Source organism: Prevotella multiformis DSM 16608 (assembly GCF_000191065.1).
Taxonomy (GTDB): Bacteria; Bacteroidota; Bacteroidia; order Bacteroidales; family Bacteroidaceae; genus Prevotella; species Prevotella multiformis.
Genome location: NZ_GL872282.1, coordinates 42683 through 57306, shown reverse-complemented (window position 1 = coordinate 57306; position 14624 = coordinate 42683). Strand labels below are relative to the sequence as shown.

Annotated in this window: 14 protein-coding genes; 12 read left to right on the top strand and 2 right to left on the bottom strand. The window is 49.5% G+C overall.

Annotated features, from left to right (window positions below; genetic code table 11):
• Nucleotide 1 precedes the first annotated feature (1 nt).
• Together HMPREF9141_RS00265 and gmd are read right to left on the bottom strand one after the other, a co-directional pair.
• On the bottom strand, nt 2-1204 hold the full coding sequence (locus HMPREF9141_RS00265; RefSeq protein ID WP_007366349.1) for a GDP-L-fucose synthase family protein: 1203 nt from the start codon (nt 1202-1204) through the stop codon (nt 2-4).
• A gap of 493 nt (nt 1205-1697) precedes the next feature.
• Nucleotides 1698-2789 (bottom strand): GDP-mannose 4,6-dehydratase, encoded by a 1092-nt coding sequence (gene gmd / locus HMPREF9141_RS00260; RefSeq protein WP_007366347.1) that lies wholly within the window; start codon nt 2787-2789, stop codon nt 1698-1700.
• A gap of 79 nt (nt 2790-2868) precedes the next feature.
• On the opposite strand from gmd, the gene HMPREF9141_RS00255 reads away from it, so the two are divergent.
• The 12 genes from HMPREF9141_RS00255 to HMPREF9141_RS13765 all read left to right on the top strand — a co-directional run.
• A complete protein-coding gene (locus HMPREF9141_RS00255; RefSeq protein WP_007366346.1) occupies nt 2869-3060 on the top strand; it encodes a hypothetical protein in 192 nt (63 codons plus the stop codon).
• 822 nt (nt 3061-3882) lie between these two features.
• Complete coding sequence (locus HMPREF9141_RS00250) at nt 3883-5250, top strand: MATE family efflux transporter (RefSeq protein ID WP_007366344.1); 1368 nt, start codon at nt 3883-3885, stop codon at nt 5248-5250.
• Nucleotides 5251-5271: 21 nt separating this feature from the next.
• On the top strand, nt 5272-5895 hold the full coding sequence (locus HMPREF9141_RS00245; RefSeq protein ID WP_007366343.1) for a cytidylate kinase-like family protein: 624 nt from the start codon (nt 5272-5274) through the stop codon (nt 5893-5895).
• Entirely contained in the window at nt 5892-6401 is a 510-nt protein-coding gene (locus HMPREF9141_RS00240) for a metallophosphoesterase family protein (RefSeq protein WP_007366342.1), read from the top strand. Before HMPREF9141_RS00245 ends, HMPREF9141_RS00240 begins: the two co-directional genes overlap by 4 nt.
• A 133-nt stretch (nt 6402-6534) precedes the next feature.
• On the top strand, nt 6535-7689 hold the full coding sequence (rfbB, locus tag HMPREF9141_RS00235) for a dTDP-glucose 4,6-dehydratase (RefSeq protein ID WP_007366341.1): 1155 nt from the start codon (nt 6535-6537) through the stop codon (nt 7687-7689).
• A gap of 196 nt (nt 7690-7885) precedes the next feature.
• Nucleotides 7886-9067 carry a formate-dependent phosphoribosylglycinamide formyltransferase gene (gene purT / locus HMPREF9141_RS00230; RefSeq protein WP_007366340.1) on the top strand — a complete coding sequence of 394 codons (1182 nt, stop codon included), beginning with the start codon at nt 7886-7888 and terminating at the stop codon, nt 9065-9067.
• Nucleotides 9068-9095: 28 nt separating this feature from the next.
• The gene (locus HMPREF9141_RS00225; RefSeq protein ID WP_040554311.1) at nt 9096-9515 is read left to right on the top strand and encodes a sugar 3,4-ketoisomerase; all 420 of its coding nucleotides are present in this window, start codon (nt 9096-9098) and stop codon (nt 9513-9515) included.
• A gap of 119 nt (nt 9516-9634) precedes the next feature.
• Entirely contained in the window at nt 9635-10621 is a 987-nt protein-coding gene (locus HMPREF9141_RS00220; RefSeq protein WP_007366338.1) for a GNAT family N-acetyltransferase, read from the top strand.
• 1 nt (nt 10622) lies between these two features.
• Nucleotides 10623-11720 (top strand): DegT/DnrJ/EryC1/StrS family aminotransferase, encoded by a 1098-nt coding sequence (locus HMPREF9141_RS00215; RefSeq protein ID WP_007366337.1) that lies wholly within the window; start codon nt 10623-10625, stop codon nt 11718-11720.
• Nucleotides 11721-12068: 348 nt separating this feature from the next.
• Nucleotides 12069-13544 carry a glycoside hydrolase family 125 protein gene (locus HMPREF9141_RS00210; RefSeq protein ID WP_007366336.1) on the top strand — a complete coding sequence of 492 codons (1476 nt, stop codon included), beginning with the start codon at nt 12069-12071 and terminating at the stop codon, nt 13542-13544.
• 362 nt (nt 13545-13906) lie between these two features.
• Nucleotides 13907-14251, top strand: a complete 345-nt coding sequence (locus tag HMPREF9141_RS00205; protein WP_007366335.1) for an ISAon1 family transposase N-terminal region protein — start codon at nt 13907-13909, stop codon at nt 14249-14251.
• Nucleotides 14252-14390: 139 nt separating this feature from the next.
• On the top strand, nt 14391-14624 hold a 234-nt coding region (locus tag HMPREF9141_RS13765), incomplete at its 3' end, for a transposase (RefSeq protein WP_442512532.1).

Here is a 14624-nt window from a genome sequence, read left to right as displayed (position 1 = left end):
TTCATTTCAAGCTGTTCTGATACCATTCATAGAGTTTTTCCACACCTTCCTCAATCTCCACCTTGTGTGTCCATCCGAGGCTGTGCAGCTTGTCTACGTTGATAAGTTTGCGCGGAGTACCATTGGGTTTTTCCGCATCCCAGATAATGTCTCCTCCGAAATGAACCGTCTTCCTGACAAGCTCTGCAAGTTCCTTTATGGTCAGTTCCTTGCCGGTCCCGATATTGATGTGACAGTTGCGTATCTCGCCTAATGAGGGGATCGCTCCGCCCCGTCCCTCAGAGTTGTTGCGGTCTACCGTCCCGTCAATCCTGGATCCGTAAAAGACGCTGGAATACTTCTCTATGCCGATGATGTCTTTAAAGTCTACATTCAGCAGAATATGGACACTGGCATCCGCCATGTCTTCACTCCACAGGAACTCACGCAGCGGACTGCCGTCTCCCCACAATGTCACGCAGTTGTTTCCGATGCCGTAGAAAGCAAGCGCCTGCAGGATGCGTTCCTTGTCGCTCCTGCCGTCTACATTTCCTTCCCCGATCTCCTTGCGGAGCTTGTCTGTCGGATTGATCGGCCGTCTGTCCATGTCATTACGGATGGCATCCCAGTCCCCCTCATGGATGAGTCTGGCAAGATAGACCTTTCGCATCATGGCAGGCATTACATGGGAGTTCTCCAGATGGAAATTATCATTCGGGCCGTAGAGGTTGGTCGGCATAACGGCTATGTAATCGGTTCCATACTGGAGGTTATAGCTCTCGCACATTTTCAGTCCGGCAATCTTGGCAATGGCGTATTCCTCGTTGGTATATTCCAACGGTGATGTCAGAAGGGCATCCTCACGCATGGGCTGCGGCGCATTCTTCGGGTAGATACAGGTACTTCCGAGGAAAAGGAGTTTCTTTACTCCATGGAGATAACTCTGCTCTATGACATTGCACTGTATCTTCATGTTCTGCATGATGAAATCGGCACGGTACAGAGAATTGGCCATAATTCCTCCGACAAAAGCGGCGGCAAGGACAACAGCGTCAGGCTTCTCCTTGTCGAAGAATCTCTTTACAGCCTGCTGGTCGGTCAGATCCAGTTCCTTATGACTTCGTCCGACGAGGTTTGTGTACCCTCGCTGAAGCAGATTGTTCCAAATAGCAGAGCCCACCAGTCCGTGGTGTCCTGCAATGTATATTTTACTGTTCTTATCCATAATTCATAAGTTCTTCTTAGCGTCTCCCTGCGGAGAGAGTACCTGGCGGAAATCCCGTGGCCATGGGCATCTTGATAAGAGGTTATGCCTTTGACAGGTCACAAAGGCTTCACGTTGTCCGAAGAAACAGAAGCAGCCCTCCCCTGTGCCTTTGCCTTTCTACGGCACCTTTCGCCTCCCATCCCTCCTGCACAGCCGCACTTCAGCTTTTCAGGAGAAGACTGCATCTGCCTGTCCGAAAGGAAAAGAGCCGTCCAAGGGTCGTGGCCAACTGCATGCTCCGCAAGAATACAGGTGCTTCTTCCGCTTGCGAAGAGACACACTCAGTTTTCTCACACTTTTTTTTTATCCTTACAAAGTCCACCGGCGGTTTCTACGGGATGTACTTCCTGCGTGGGGGGCAATACGCAGCTCCTCCCGTCCGGCAGCCCTCCTCTCCCTGCCGGAAGAGGAGCGGAACGGTACTCCAGCCTCCACAGGACGGATCGGACGTCTACTTCACGATTCCTTTCTCCAGATACTCCTCCAGATTTGTCCTTACCTTCTCCGCAGCCCCTTCAGAAGCCACTTTGGCCATATCGCTGTCCACCATCAGGTCGACAAGCTCTTCAAAGCTGGTACTGTTAGGATTCCATCCGAGTTTAGCCTTCGCCTTCGTCGGGTCGCCCCATAGGTTGACTACATCCGTTGGACGGTAGAAATCAGGGCTTACTTCGATGAGCACCTTTCCGGTTGCCTTGTCGATACCTTTTTCCTCCATTCCCTCTCCCTTGAATTCAAGTTCGATACCGATGTGCTTGAAAGCGTAGTAGCAGAACTCCCGCACACTGTGCTGTACGCCTGTCGCAATGACGAAGTCTTCCGGTTTGTCCTGCTGGAGGATCAGCCACATGCACTCCACGTAGTCTTTGGCATATCCCCAGTCGCGGAGAGAGCCGAGGTTTCCCAGATAGAGCTTTTCCTGCTTGCCCTGTTTGATGCGTGCTGCGGCAAGTGTGATCTTGCGGGTAACGAAAGTCTCCCCCCGCCGTTCGCTTTCATGATTGAAGAGAATGCCGGAGCAGCAATACATGTTGTACGCCTCTCGATATTCCCTCACAATCCAGAACCCATACTGTTTGGCGACAGCGTATGGGCTGTAGGGATGGAACGGGGTGTTCTCATTCTGCGGGACTTCTTCTACCTTCCCATACAGTTCGGATGTCGATGCCTGGTAGATGCGGCAGGTTTCGGTCATGCCCAGCTGGCGGACAGCTTCCAGGATGCGCAGTACGCCCACGGCATCTACATCTGCGGTGAACTCTGGAGAGTCGAAACTTACCTGCACATGGCTCTGTGCGGCAAGGTTGTAGATTTCATCCGGACGCACTCTGCTGATTACGCCCAGGATACTCATCGAGTCGCCAAGGTCGGCATAGTGCAGATGGAAATGGGGGAGTCCCTCCAGATGAGCGATGCGCTCACGGAAATCCACGGACGAACGGCGAATGGTACCGTGCACGTCATATCCTTTCTGGAGCAGCAATTCCGCCAGATAAGATCCGTCCTGTCCGGTAACGCCTGTAATAAGTGCTGTTTTCTTCATTGTATGTCTTTTGAGTCAAACTGTTTTCTTCCAATAATCGCACAAAGATACAAATTATAATTTATAATCAAGGTTTTCGATGAAGATAATCTTTTGGTTTGTTCTGAAAAGTCATGTTGACGGCAGATCCCAAAATTGGTCTTTGATCGTTTTTGCCATCATAGAAGCCCGGATTCTTTCCTTCCTAAATGACAATGCCGCAGGAGGAACGACTGAAAAAGAAGGCCGCACAGCTCGCGTAATAAAGGGAATAAAGGCTGTGGTTCGGTAAACTCTTTCCGTGCAGGCAGGCATCAGTCCCCTATTGATTGTGCAGGGAAGGAATCAGCTTGTCCGTCATCAGCCGATATGCTGTCGATGAAAACCAAGCGTGCTGACGATGAACACTAAGTGTGTTGACGATGAACACTAAGTGTGTTGACGGCGCGCGCCCTTTCGATCTGTTACCGGCAGCGAGAACAGTCTGCAGCTCTTCGGATGCCTGGAAGCGGTTGAGAAACGACAGGCGTAGGAAATAGATGCGATGGCCATCCATCAGCGTATCTTACAGTCTTCTACAAACGACTTATTCCCATATCATCGGTGTCTGTAAACTGTTTTCATGCAACCAAAGCTTACACATGCTCTTCTGGCTTCTAAAAGATGCCTGATTGACTTGCAACAGGTGCTCTTTCAGCGTGTTACCAACGCCCTTTTGGAGTCCAATCAGGCACCTTTTACGAACGATTTGATAACCAACTGATTGACTGCTGGTTACAAACCTGCTTTTTACACGTGTTTTTTATATCTGCAGCTGTTTTGTTTGAAATTATGTAACGAATTTTCATATTCTTATCTGTCTTTTCAACGTATAAAAATGAGAAGGTCTTTGTATCGGAGGATGACAACAGGATAGACAGTCGACGGTCTTGGCAATGTTTTTTTATGGATAACTTCGGTTCTTCCGTTAAAGCTATACGAAAAGCATCCACGCATTTAACGGAAGAACCGGAAATTATGGGAACAATCCGATGTTTCTCAGCTTTTTTTCGTACTTTTGCAGACATAGTATGGAATGAATGTCATTCCTTCGTAAACAGAGAATGGAATCTTGATGAATAACAAGAAGGCGACACTGGAACTGGGAACAAAATCCGTTGGCAGACTGCTGGTGCAATATGCACTGCCGGCGATCGTTGCCATGACGGCAGCCTCCCTCTACAATATCATCGACCGCGTCTTTATCGGTCAGGTAGTAGGTCCGATGGCTATTTCCGGACTTGCCATCACCTTCCCTTTCATGAACCTTGCCAGCGCTTTCGGCGCGGCGGTCGGTGTGGGAGCGTCGACGGCGATCAGTGTGAAGTTAGGACAGCGTGACTATGCCACTGCCGAGAACATCCTCGGCAATACCGTGACGCTGAATCTTCTTATAGGAATCTCGTTCAGTGTGATCTGTCTTCTGTTCCTTGATCCGATCCTGCGTTTCTTCGGAGCCAGTGATGCCACGATCCCATACGCCAGGAGCTTCATGGAGATTATCCTGGCCGGCAATGTCATCTCGCACATGTATTTCGGAATGAACGCTGTCCTGCGGGCGGCATCCAAACCGCGGCAGGCGATGATGGCCACCCTCTTCACCGTGGTGATGAACATTCTTCTGGATGTCGTTTTCATCTGGTGGTGGCACTGGGGAATACGGGGGGCGGCCTTCGCCACGATTATCTCACAGGCACTGGCACTCTGCTGGCAGATGGAGCAGTTTGCCAATCAGAAGGAGCTGCTCCATCTGAAGCGTGGAATCTACAGGCTGCGGCGGCATCTGGTAGAGAATATCATCGCCATCGGCATTTCCCCTTTCCTGATGAATGTTTGTGCGTGTGTCGTCGTGATCTTCATCAACAACCAGCTGGTAAGATATGGCGGTGACATGGCTGTCGGTGCTTATGGGATAGCGAACAGCATTGCGATGATCTTCGTGATGTTCGTGATCGGACTGAATCAAGGTATGCAGCCGATAGCAGGCTATAACTACGGTTCCCAGCAGACCGACCGGCTGATGCGGGTCGTGAAGCTGGCGGTCTTCGCTGCGACAGGCATCATGGTGACAGGCTGGCTGACCGCCCATCTCGCCCCTTATTACTGTGCCCGTATGTTTACGACAGACACAGAACTGATCCGACAGGCTATCAAGGCTATAAAGATAAACATGATGATGTTCCCGTTCATCGGCTTCCAGATGGTAGTGACCAACTTCTTCCAGTGTATCGGCAAGGTGAAGATCAGTATTTTCCTTTCCCTGTCACGGCAGCTGCTGTTCCTCATTCCTCTGCTTGCCGTCCTGCCTCACTTCTTCGGTCTGGACGGGGTGTGGTCGTCTCTTCCCGCCAGCGACTTCACGGCATCACTTGTGGCGGCGGTCATCATGTTCGTCTATATGCGCCGGCTGACACATCAGCCCAAAGAACAATCAAGAAGCTGACCATAAACCAAAACCTAAAAGATGGACAAGAAACTGATCATAAACATCGGAAGGCAGATCGGAAGCGGTGGCCGGGTCATCGCAAGGCTGCTGGCAGATGAGTTCGACTGCCAGTTTTACGACCGTGAGATTCTCAATCTTGCGGCCAAGGAGAGCGGTTTCTCCGAAAAATTCTTCGAGCAGAACGATGAGCAGAAAGGATTTCTGAAGAGCCACTTCAACATTCATCTCCCCCTTCTGGCAGATAATGATTTCTACAAGAACAACTTTTCCCAGGAAAGTCTTTACCAGTTCCAGAGCGACGCCATCCGTGAGGTTGCCGATAAGAATCCACGCTGCGTGTTTGTGGGAAGAACCGCTGACTATGTGCTGCGCGACAATCCCCATACGGTCAACATCTTCATTACGGCCTCGATGCCGACCCGTGTCGCCAACGTCTGTCAGCGTCGTGGCTGTACGGAAGAGGAGGCGCAGAAGATCATTGAGAACGGAGAGAGCGAACGTGCCAAGTATTACAACTACTACACGGCCAAGACCTGGGGAGCGGCGGAGAGCTATGACCTCTGCGTGGATGCCAGTATTCTGGGGACGGAAGGCACGAAGGAACTGATTGCCGAATTTATCAGAAGAAAACTCCAGCGATGAAACGGATCGGGATTCTCTCTGACACCCATGGCTACTGGGATGACAAGTACGAGTATTATCTTGGTGAATGTGATGAGATATGGCATGCCGGTGACATCGGATCGATGGAGGTGGCGGACAGGTTCGAGGCGATGAAACCCGTCTTCCGTGCCGTCTGCGGCAATATCGACGACTACGACATGCGGGCACGCTACCGTGACATACTGCGCTTCCGGTGCGAGGAAGTGGATGTGCTGCTGAAACATATCGGCGGATATCCCGGACGCTACGACCGTTCGGTACAGCGTATGCTCTATGCTTCGCCGCCCGACCTCTTCGTCGACGGACATTCGCACATCCTCAAGATACAGTTCGACAGAACACTGAATCTGCTGCATATCAATCCTGGTGCGGCAGGTATGCGGGGATGGCACAAGGAACGCACCTTGGTCAGACTGAACATTGAGGGCAATAAATTCTCGGACTGTGAAGTCATCACACTGGGAGACAAGCTGGCGGCGCTTTGATCTTCAGGCTTTGCCCGGCTGTGTACAGGGAGGGGGAGTGAGCCGTCTCCGCTTTCCGGCCTCAGTCAGGATATTGTGCATCATATCCGCCGGGAATGCAGTAAAAGTAAGGAATATAAAATAAACAGAAGATATGAAAACCTATTTAGTAACCGGAGCTGCCGGCTTCATCGGCGCTAACTACATCAAGTACCTGCTTCACAGAAAGTATGCAAACGAAGATATCAAGGTAATCATTCTCGATGCGCTCACATATGCCGGAAATCTTGGCACCATCAAAGAGGACATAGACGGTAAACGTTGTGTGTTTGTGAAAGGTGACATCCGTGACCGGGAACTCGTCGACCGGCTGTTTGCAGAGAACGATATTGATTATCTTGTCAACTTTGCGGCAGAGAGCCATGTCGACCGTTCGATAGAAGACCCTCAGCTCTTTCTCTCCGTCAACATTCTCGGTACGCAGAATCTCTTGGACGCTGCACGCCGCGCATGGGTGACCGGCAAGGACGAGCAGGGTTATCCTGTATGGAAGACAGGGAAACGTTATCATCAGGTGTCTACCGACGAGGTGTACGGCTCCCTGGGGACAGAAGGGTACTTCACCGAACAGACACCGCTTTGTCCGCATAGCCCTTATTCAGCCAGCAAGACCAGTGCCGACCTGTTTGTAATGGCTTATCGGGATACCTACCACATGCCCGTCAGTATCACGCGCTGTTCCAACAACTATGGACCTTATCATTTCCCGGAGAAGCTGATACCGCTGATTATCAATAACATTCTCGAAGGGAAGAAGCTCCCTGTCTATGGAGAAGGACTGAATGTACGCGACTGGCTTTACGTGGAAGACCATTGCAAAGCCATTGATATGGTCGTACGTGAAGGACGTGAGGGGGAAGTCTATAATGTAGGCGGTCACAATGAGATGAAGAACATAGACATTGTCAAACTCACCATCAGGACCATCCATGACATGATGGAGGCGGACAAAAGTCTGCGCAATATCCTCAAGAAACAGGAAAAGGACAGTCATGGGGATATTGACATCAGCTGGATCAATGAGCATCTGATCACGTATGTCCCCGACCGTCTCGGACATGATGCACGTTACGCCATTGATCCGACAAAGATCAAGAATGAGCTGGGATGGTATCCTGAGACAATGTTTGCTGACGGCATCGTGAAGACGATCCGATGGAATCTGGAACATCAAGACTGGATCCGGGAGGTCACTTCGGGAGATTACCAGAAATACTACGATAGGATGTACACGAAGAAAGGAAGATAAAATGCAAGGTGTCCACGGCAAACTGCAATATGGAAATAACAGATAAGCATCAAATCTGCAGTTGATTCCAGACACCCGCATGATATCAGACCGGATTTACAAGGGATCTCGCCGGTCCATCCCTGATGGAACTGGGACGACAGGCAAGGATCTTGAGAATCACACCCTTTTACATTATATATAAACAACACCTCACATGAAGAAAATCTTGTTATTAGGTTCCGGCGAGCTGGGAAAGGAGTTCGCCATTGCGGTAAAGCGCGCAGGCCAGTACGTCATTGCCTGCGACAGTTATGACAATGCGCCGGCGATGCAGGTGGCCGATGAGTCGGAAGTGATAGACATGCTTGACGGTACGGCTCTTGATGCTGTGGTCGAGTTTCATGCCCCCGACCTGATTGTTCCCGAGATAGAGGCGATCCGTACGGAGCGGCTGCTCGACTACGAACAGAGAGGAATACAAGTCGCTCCATCGGCACGCGCCGTTAATTTCACGATGAACCGGCGTGCCATACGTGATCTTGCCGCACTCGATCTGGGATTGAGAACGGCAAAATACTTCTATGCCAAGTCTTATGATGAGTTCAAGACGGCTGCGGATGTAATCGGTTTCCCATGTGTGGTAAAGCCTCTGATGAGTTCCAGCGGACATGGGCAGAGCTACGTCCACAATGACGAAGAACTGGCAGAAGCTTACAGGAACGCCATGGAAGGGGCGCGCGGCGATGTAAAAGAGGTCATTATAGAAGAGTTCATCGACTTTGAAAGCGAGTTCACCTTGCTGACCGTTACCCAGAAGAACGGCCCGACTCTCTTCTGTCCCCCTATCGGTCATGTGCAGAAAGGCGGCGACTATCGCGAGAGCTGGCAGCCCTTTGCCCTCCCGGAAGAAGCTCTGAGACAGGCTGAACACATCGCCGGCGAAGTGACACGTGCTCTGACAGGGTATGGTATATGGGGTGTCGAGTTCTTCCTGACAAAGCAAGGGGAGGTCATCTTCTCCGAGCTGTCTCCCCGTCCGCACGATACTGGGATGGTCACTTTGGCACACACAACGAATTTCAATGAATTTGAATTACATTTCCGTGCTGTGATGGGGCTGCCGATACCGGCCGTCCATCTGGAGCATGCAGGCTGTTCGGCCGTCATCCTTTCTCCGGTTGAATCGGGAAAGCCATTGTCGTATCACCTGACAGACGCCTGCGGGGAAGACCGCACACGTCTGCGCATCTTCGGCAAGCCGGTTGCTCATGTGGGGAGACGTATGGGGGTAGCACTCTGCTATGGTGATGTCGGCACCGATATGGATGCTCTTCGCAGGAAGGCGAGACGTGTGGCAGAGACCGTATTAGGCACTGACCCGTATATGAAGAAGTGAAGTGTCTGGAAAACAGGAAATTGAGGAGATGAAAGACAAGCCGACTTCATTAGGGAAGATCATCTCATTACAGAAGGTAGTCGACCCTCGTGGCAACCTGACCGTAGCCCAGGGAATGAAGGACATACCCTTTCAGATGGCCCGGGCTTATTGGACCTATGATGTCCCATCAGGTACTTCCAGAGGGGGGCATGCACATAAGCATTGCCGTGAATTCATTATTGCTGTAAGCGGATCATTCACTGTTACGCTGGACGATGGCCATGGGAAAGAGTCCTTCCTGCTGAATCATCCTTATCAGGGATTGCTCGTCAACACAGATCTATGGCGCACACTCGATGACTTCTCGTCGGGTGCTGTGTGCCTTGTATTGGCTGAAGATCCCTTTGACGAGGCCGACTACATCCGCAACTATGATGATTTTATCGACTATTTAAGCCATAAGTAGTTATGAGGCAATGCTTTTATCCCAGGATCAGCATAGGATTAATAACCTTGACAGTACTGGTCTTGACGTGCTCGACAGACCCCGGCCTTTATTGAGCCACGTATAAATCTTGATATAGAATGTTTGAAGTAAGGCAATACACTAAAGAACAGGAATCTGAATGGGATGACTTCGTGCAGAAATCGAAGCAAGGGACATTCCTTTTCAATCGTTCTTACATGGATTATCATGCCGACAGGTTCCTTGATTGCTCGTTGATGATCTATCGGGAAGGACGGCTCTATGCCCTTTTACCTGCCAATAGGGTCGGTGCAACAATTTGCTCACATCAGGGACTGACCTATGGAGGACTTATTACAAATGCAACTGCGACTGCCGTAGGTGTATGTGAGGCTTTCCTTGAAATCAACAGATTCCTCTATGCACATGGAATACGGCGTGTCCTTTATAAATGCATCCCTTGGATCTACCATAAAATACCAGCGGAAGAAGATTTATACGCACTCTTTCACGTCTGTAGAGCGCACCTTAAATATCGGTATATAGCGTCTGCTGTTGATCAGACAAACCCTGTAAAATGGAGAAGGGATAGACGTCATGGTGTTAAAAGTTCCCTAAAAGAGAATCTGATAATCGAACGAAATAGTGAGAAGTTAAGCCTGTTTTGGAATATACTTACGGCAAACTTACGAGAAGTACACCATGCGAAGCCTGTCCATTCACTTGAAGAAATGACCTTGCTACATCGTCGGTTTCCCGACAACACTCCTTTGTATATGGCCAGACAAGATGAGAAATACCTCGCAGGAATCCTGCTTTATACCACACATAACGTCATTCATACACAGTATATATCTGCTACTTCGGAGGGGAAGGAACTTCATGCCATTGATGCCATTTGTTATCAGATTATCAAAGAAGACTATAAAGATGTACACTACTTCGACTTTGGCACTTCAAATGAGGACTCCGGATGTTTTCTCAATGCAGGGTTAATTCAGCAAAAGGAAGGCTTTGGAGGACGGGCTGTATGTTACGACCAATATGAATGGGAGATAACTGGAGATCTACTCACTTCTTCTTGTCTTCCAACAATACGTAAATAAAATGATCGACTACCTATCTCTCAAAGATATAACAGACCTCCACGGCGATGAAATCGCCAATGCCGTTGAACGTGTCGTGCGTTCCGGATGGTATCTGCAAGGACAGGAAACGAACCTGTTCGAGCAGAATTATGCCCGGTTCATCGGTACCGAACACTGTGTGACCTGTGGAAACGGGCTGGACGCACTCAGCCTCATCCTCCGTGCCTATATGGAGTTAGGACAATTGAAAGCGGGTGATGAGGTTGTTGTTCCGGCCAATACATACATTGCAACGATTCTTGCAATAACTGAAAACAGGCTGACCCCGGTGTTGGTGGAGCCGGACATCAATACCCTTGAACTGGACGACGAGCTTGTTGAAGCCACCATCACCGAGAGGACACGCGCCATCATGCTGGTACATCTTTATGGCCGCTGTTCTTACACTCCGCTGATTGGTGACCTTTGCCAGCGTCATAAGCTGCTTCTTGTTGAAGACAATGCGCAGGCACATGGCTGTCGGTTCGGTGAGAGGCGCACGGGAAGTCTCGGTAATGCAGCCGCCCACAGCTTTTATCCGGGCAAGAACCTCGGAGCACTGGGTGATGCGGGAGCCGTAACGACTGATGATGAAGAGTTGGCACAGACCATCCGCAGCATTGCCAACTATGGTTCGGCACGTAAGTATGAGTTTCAGTTCAAAGGGATCAACAGCCGCATGGATGAGATTCAGGCTGCCGTACTGAATGTGAAGCTGAACTATCTGGAAGAGGAGAACCGCCGCCGCAAGACGATAGCTACGGTCTATCATGAGACGATCAAGCATCCACAAGTGAGATTGACGGACGACCGTGAAAGGGACAACGTCTATCATATCTTTCCGGTTTTCTGTCCTTCACGCGACAGATTGCAGCAGTATTTGAAGGACAAGGGCATCGGGACGATGATCCATTATCCCATCCCCCCTCACCGGCAACAGGCCTATCAGGAATGGAACGGTCTGCACTATCCGGTCACGGAAGCCCTGCACAGGCAGGAATTGTCCTTGCCCTGCAATCCTGCAATGAGCGATGAAGACTGTCGGAAAGTCGTCGATTGCATCAATGAATTTGGATAAGGACTACTGCTGCCCGATAAACGCCCTCCGTATCAACCGGCCATTCGCACTGGGTAGATGAAGCTGTGACGGGGATAAAGCTGGCCTCCTGCCGGTGTGCTGATGCCCGACACCGATGGTACCGTTGGCAAACACCAGTCGTGTTGAGACCCCTTACGCTTTCAATCTATGGACCGGAAGAAAACAGCCTGCCGCAAAAAAACAGAAACCGATGTACTATATCTGATGAGGGAAACCTGCTCTTCCAAAGCCGATGGAAAAATACCGATCGGAAGGAAGTCACGCATAGAAGTCCATGACCTTTTAAGTTATACTGAACAACAATAAATAAAAAACCAATCATAACGTATGAGAAAGATTACCTATATTTCCACACTACTAACTGCCCTCATGGCATTACAGGCACAGTCTGGCGATGCCGCAAGTATCAACTGTACGGCTTTGGAAAAAGGGCTTTGCTGCCCGGCTGATGCCGTGAAGTTTCCTTCCAAGCGTCCGAAAGAGGCCGACCGTCTTTTCCATTCAGAAGCTGTTGAGAAAGAGATACAACGCATCGTACGACAGCTGAACAACAGACGTCTGGCCTGGATGTTTGAGAATTGTTTTCCGAACACGTTAGATACTACTGTCCATTACAGTGAAGATGTCGACGGGTCGCCAGATACTTTCGTCTATACAGGTGACATTGCCGCCATGTGGCTGCGCGACTCCGGCGCACAGGTATGGCCCTATTTACAGCTGGCCGGCAAGGACCGGAAACTGAAGAGAATGCTGGCAGGAGTCATCAACCGACAGTTGAAATGTATCAACATAGACCCTTATGCCAATGCTTTCAACAGAGTGCCTGACCCTGACGGCAATTGGATGAGTGATGAGACGGACATGAAACCGGAACTGCATGAACGCAAATACGAGATTGATTCTCTCTGTTATCCCATCCGACTTGCCTTTGAGTACTGGAAAGTGACAGGCGATACAAGTGTCTTTGGGGCTGAATGGATCAAGGCGGTTGGGAATATCCTCAAGACTTTCCGCGAACAGCAGAAAAAAGAGGGAAAGGGGAGCTATCGGTTTCTGCGCGTTACGGACCGTGCGCTGGATACCATGAACAATGCAGGGTGGGGGGCACCCGTTAAGCCCGTAGGACTGATAGCCTCCGCCTTCCGGCCGTCCGATGATGCAACCACACTGCAGTTTCTCGTCCCATCCAACTTCATGGCTGTGACTTCTTTGCGAAAGGCAGCAAAGATATTGGACAAGGTGAATGGACGGGCTGACCTCGCTGCTCAATGCACCGGTCTTGCCGATGAGGTAAGCGCTGCCCTGCAGAAATATGCCGTGTACAATCATCCGAAATATGGAAAGATATACGCTTATGAAGTGGACGGCTTTGGCAATCACTTCCTGATGGATGATGCCAATGTGCCAAGTCTGCTGGCAATGCCCTATCTCGGTGACATTGACATCGACGACCCCGTGTACCAGAACACACGCCGCTATGTGTGGAGCGAAGACAATCCATACTTCTTCCGCGGCAGGGCCGGGGAAGGAATCGGCGGTCCTCATGTAGGGTATGACATGATATGGCCGATGTCCATCATGATGCGTGCCTTCACCTCACATGATGACGAGGAAATACGGAAATGTATCGAGATGCTGATGAACACGGATGCGGGTACTGGATTCATGCACGAGAGCTTCAACAAGGATGATGCGACAAAATACACCCGTGACTGGTTTGCCTGGCAGAATACCCTCTTCGGTGAACTGATCATCAAACTGGTCAATGACGGGAAACTGAAGCTGTTAAATAGCATAAGGTAAGAAAAAATGGAGCTTTAAGTATATGTATGTCAAGTTATTTTGTCCATAACTTGACAAATAACCAATGATTTAATTTATTTAACGTTTTATATTTGCAAATATAACAAAATACGGATATCTTTGCATCGTGTTTTTCATGGTATTAGATTATTAAGGTTAGAAGATTAGTTGTCGTGAGACAGGTAATCTTTCAGTCCCAGACAACAGTCTGGGACTTTTTTTATTCCCCCTTTTTTTCCTCTTCTCTGTATCTTCGACTGATCTTCGGCCTGATATGGATTCTTTCGGGTCAGTCCTAAAACCCAGTTGCAAGCCTATCCTCTTAAGCACACAATTCCATAAGTATTTATTACCTTTGCATCATGAAGAGTCACCAATTATTACGTTGCATCTTTCCAGATGTACTTGCCGACTACTTTGATGTTGTCGATATTCACGAGAGTGTTTCGCAGTTTGACTTTTGGCTTGACGAGCGTAACTTCATGGAAAAGTCAGACCATAAGTTAGGCACTGTAAGCAGTTATGGTTTTACCAGCGAGCGTGTTATTCAGGACTTTCCCCTTCGTGGCAAAGCAGTTTACCTCCATGTCCGCCGTCGCAAGTGGCGTGACAGTTCCAACGGAGAGATCTTTACTTATTCATATGATGATTTGACGGCTGAGGGCAGTAGACTATCTCCCGAGTTCGTTTCTTTTTTAAAAGAATAGAATTGAGTCCACTGCAGAGAGCATCGCAAGCATTGGTGCGCACTATGGCGTAAATGGCAAGCTGTTATCCACACAGTACAAGGAACATTTCAGTGATTATCGTAGCTGGAATCAGTTGGATCATGCTCAAGACTGGCTATTGTTTGAAGATAACATAGGAGAGAGTCTAAGTATTGATGAGACCTGTCTAAGCAGTGGCGAGGTTTATACTTTTCTGACCAACAAGGCGGGAAAGGGCGGAAAAGGGACTTTGGTAGCTGTGGTTAAAGGGACCAAGGCTGAGGACGTCATCCAGGTTCTCAAGAAGATAAACCTTTCTAAACGAAAGACAGTCAAGGAGATAACACTCGATTTGTCATCTTCGATGATGCGC

Bases quoted from the DNA above. Each gene is read 5' to 3' on its own strand.
- HMPREF9141_RS00265 (WP_007366349.1), bottom strand. From the start codon at position 1,204: ATGGATAAGAACAGTAAAATATACATTGCAGGACACCACGGACTGGTG.
- gmd (WP_007366347.1), bottom strand. From the start codon at position 2,789: ATGAAGAAAACAGCACTTATTACAGGCGTTACCGGACAGGACGGATCT.
- HMPREF9141_RS00255 (WP_007366346.1), top strand. From the start codon at position 2,869: ATGAAGATAATCTTTTGGTTTGTTCTGAAAAGTCATGTTGACGGCAGA.
- HMPREF9141_RS00250 (WP_007366344.1), top strand. From the start codon at position 3,883: ATGAATAACAAGAAGGCGACACTGGAACTGGGAACAAAATCCGTTGGC.
- HMPREF9141_RS00245 (WP_007366343.1), top strand. From the start codon at position 5,272: ATGGACAAGAAACTGATCATAAACATCGGAAGGCAGATCGGAAGCGGT.
- HMPREF9141_RS00240 (WP_007366342.1), top strand. From the start codon at position 5,892: ATGAAACGGATCGGGATTCTCTCTGACACCCATGGCTACTGGGATGAC.
- rfbB (WP_007366341.1), top strand. From the start codon at position 6,535: ATGAAAACCTATTTAGTAACCGGAGCTGCCGGCTTCATCGGCGCTAAC.
- purT (WP_007366340.1), top strand. From the start codon at position 7,886: ATGAAGAAAATCTTGTTATTAGGTTCCGGCGAGCTGGGAAAGGAGTTC.
- HMPREF9141_RS00225 (WP_040554311.1), top strand. From the start codon at position 9,096: ATGAAAGACAAGCCGACTTCATTAGGGAAGATCATCTCATTACAGAAG.
- HMPREF9141_RS00220 (WP_007366338.1), top strand. From the start codon at position 9,635: ATGTTTGAAGTAAGGCAATACACTAAAGAACAGGAATCTGAATGGGAT.
- HMPREF9141_RS00215 (WP_007366337.1), top strand. From the start codon at position 10,623: ATGATCGACTACCTATCTCTCAAAGATATAACAGACCTCCACGGCGAT.
- HMPREF9141_RS00210 (WP_007366336.1), top strand. From the start codon at position 12,069: ATGAGAAAGATTACCTATATTTCCACACTACTAACTGCCCTCATGGCA.
- HMPREF9141_RS00205 (WP_007366335.1), top strand. From the start codon at position 13,907: ATGAAGAGTCACCAATTATTACGTTGCATCTTTCCAGATGTACTTGCC.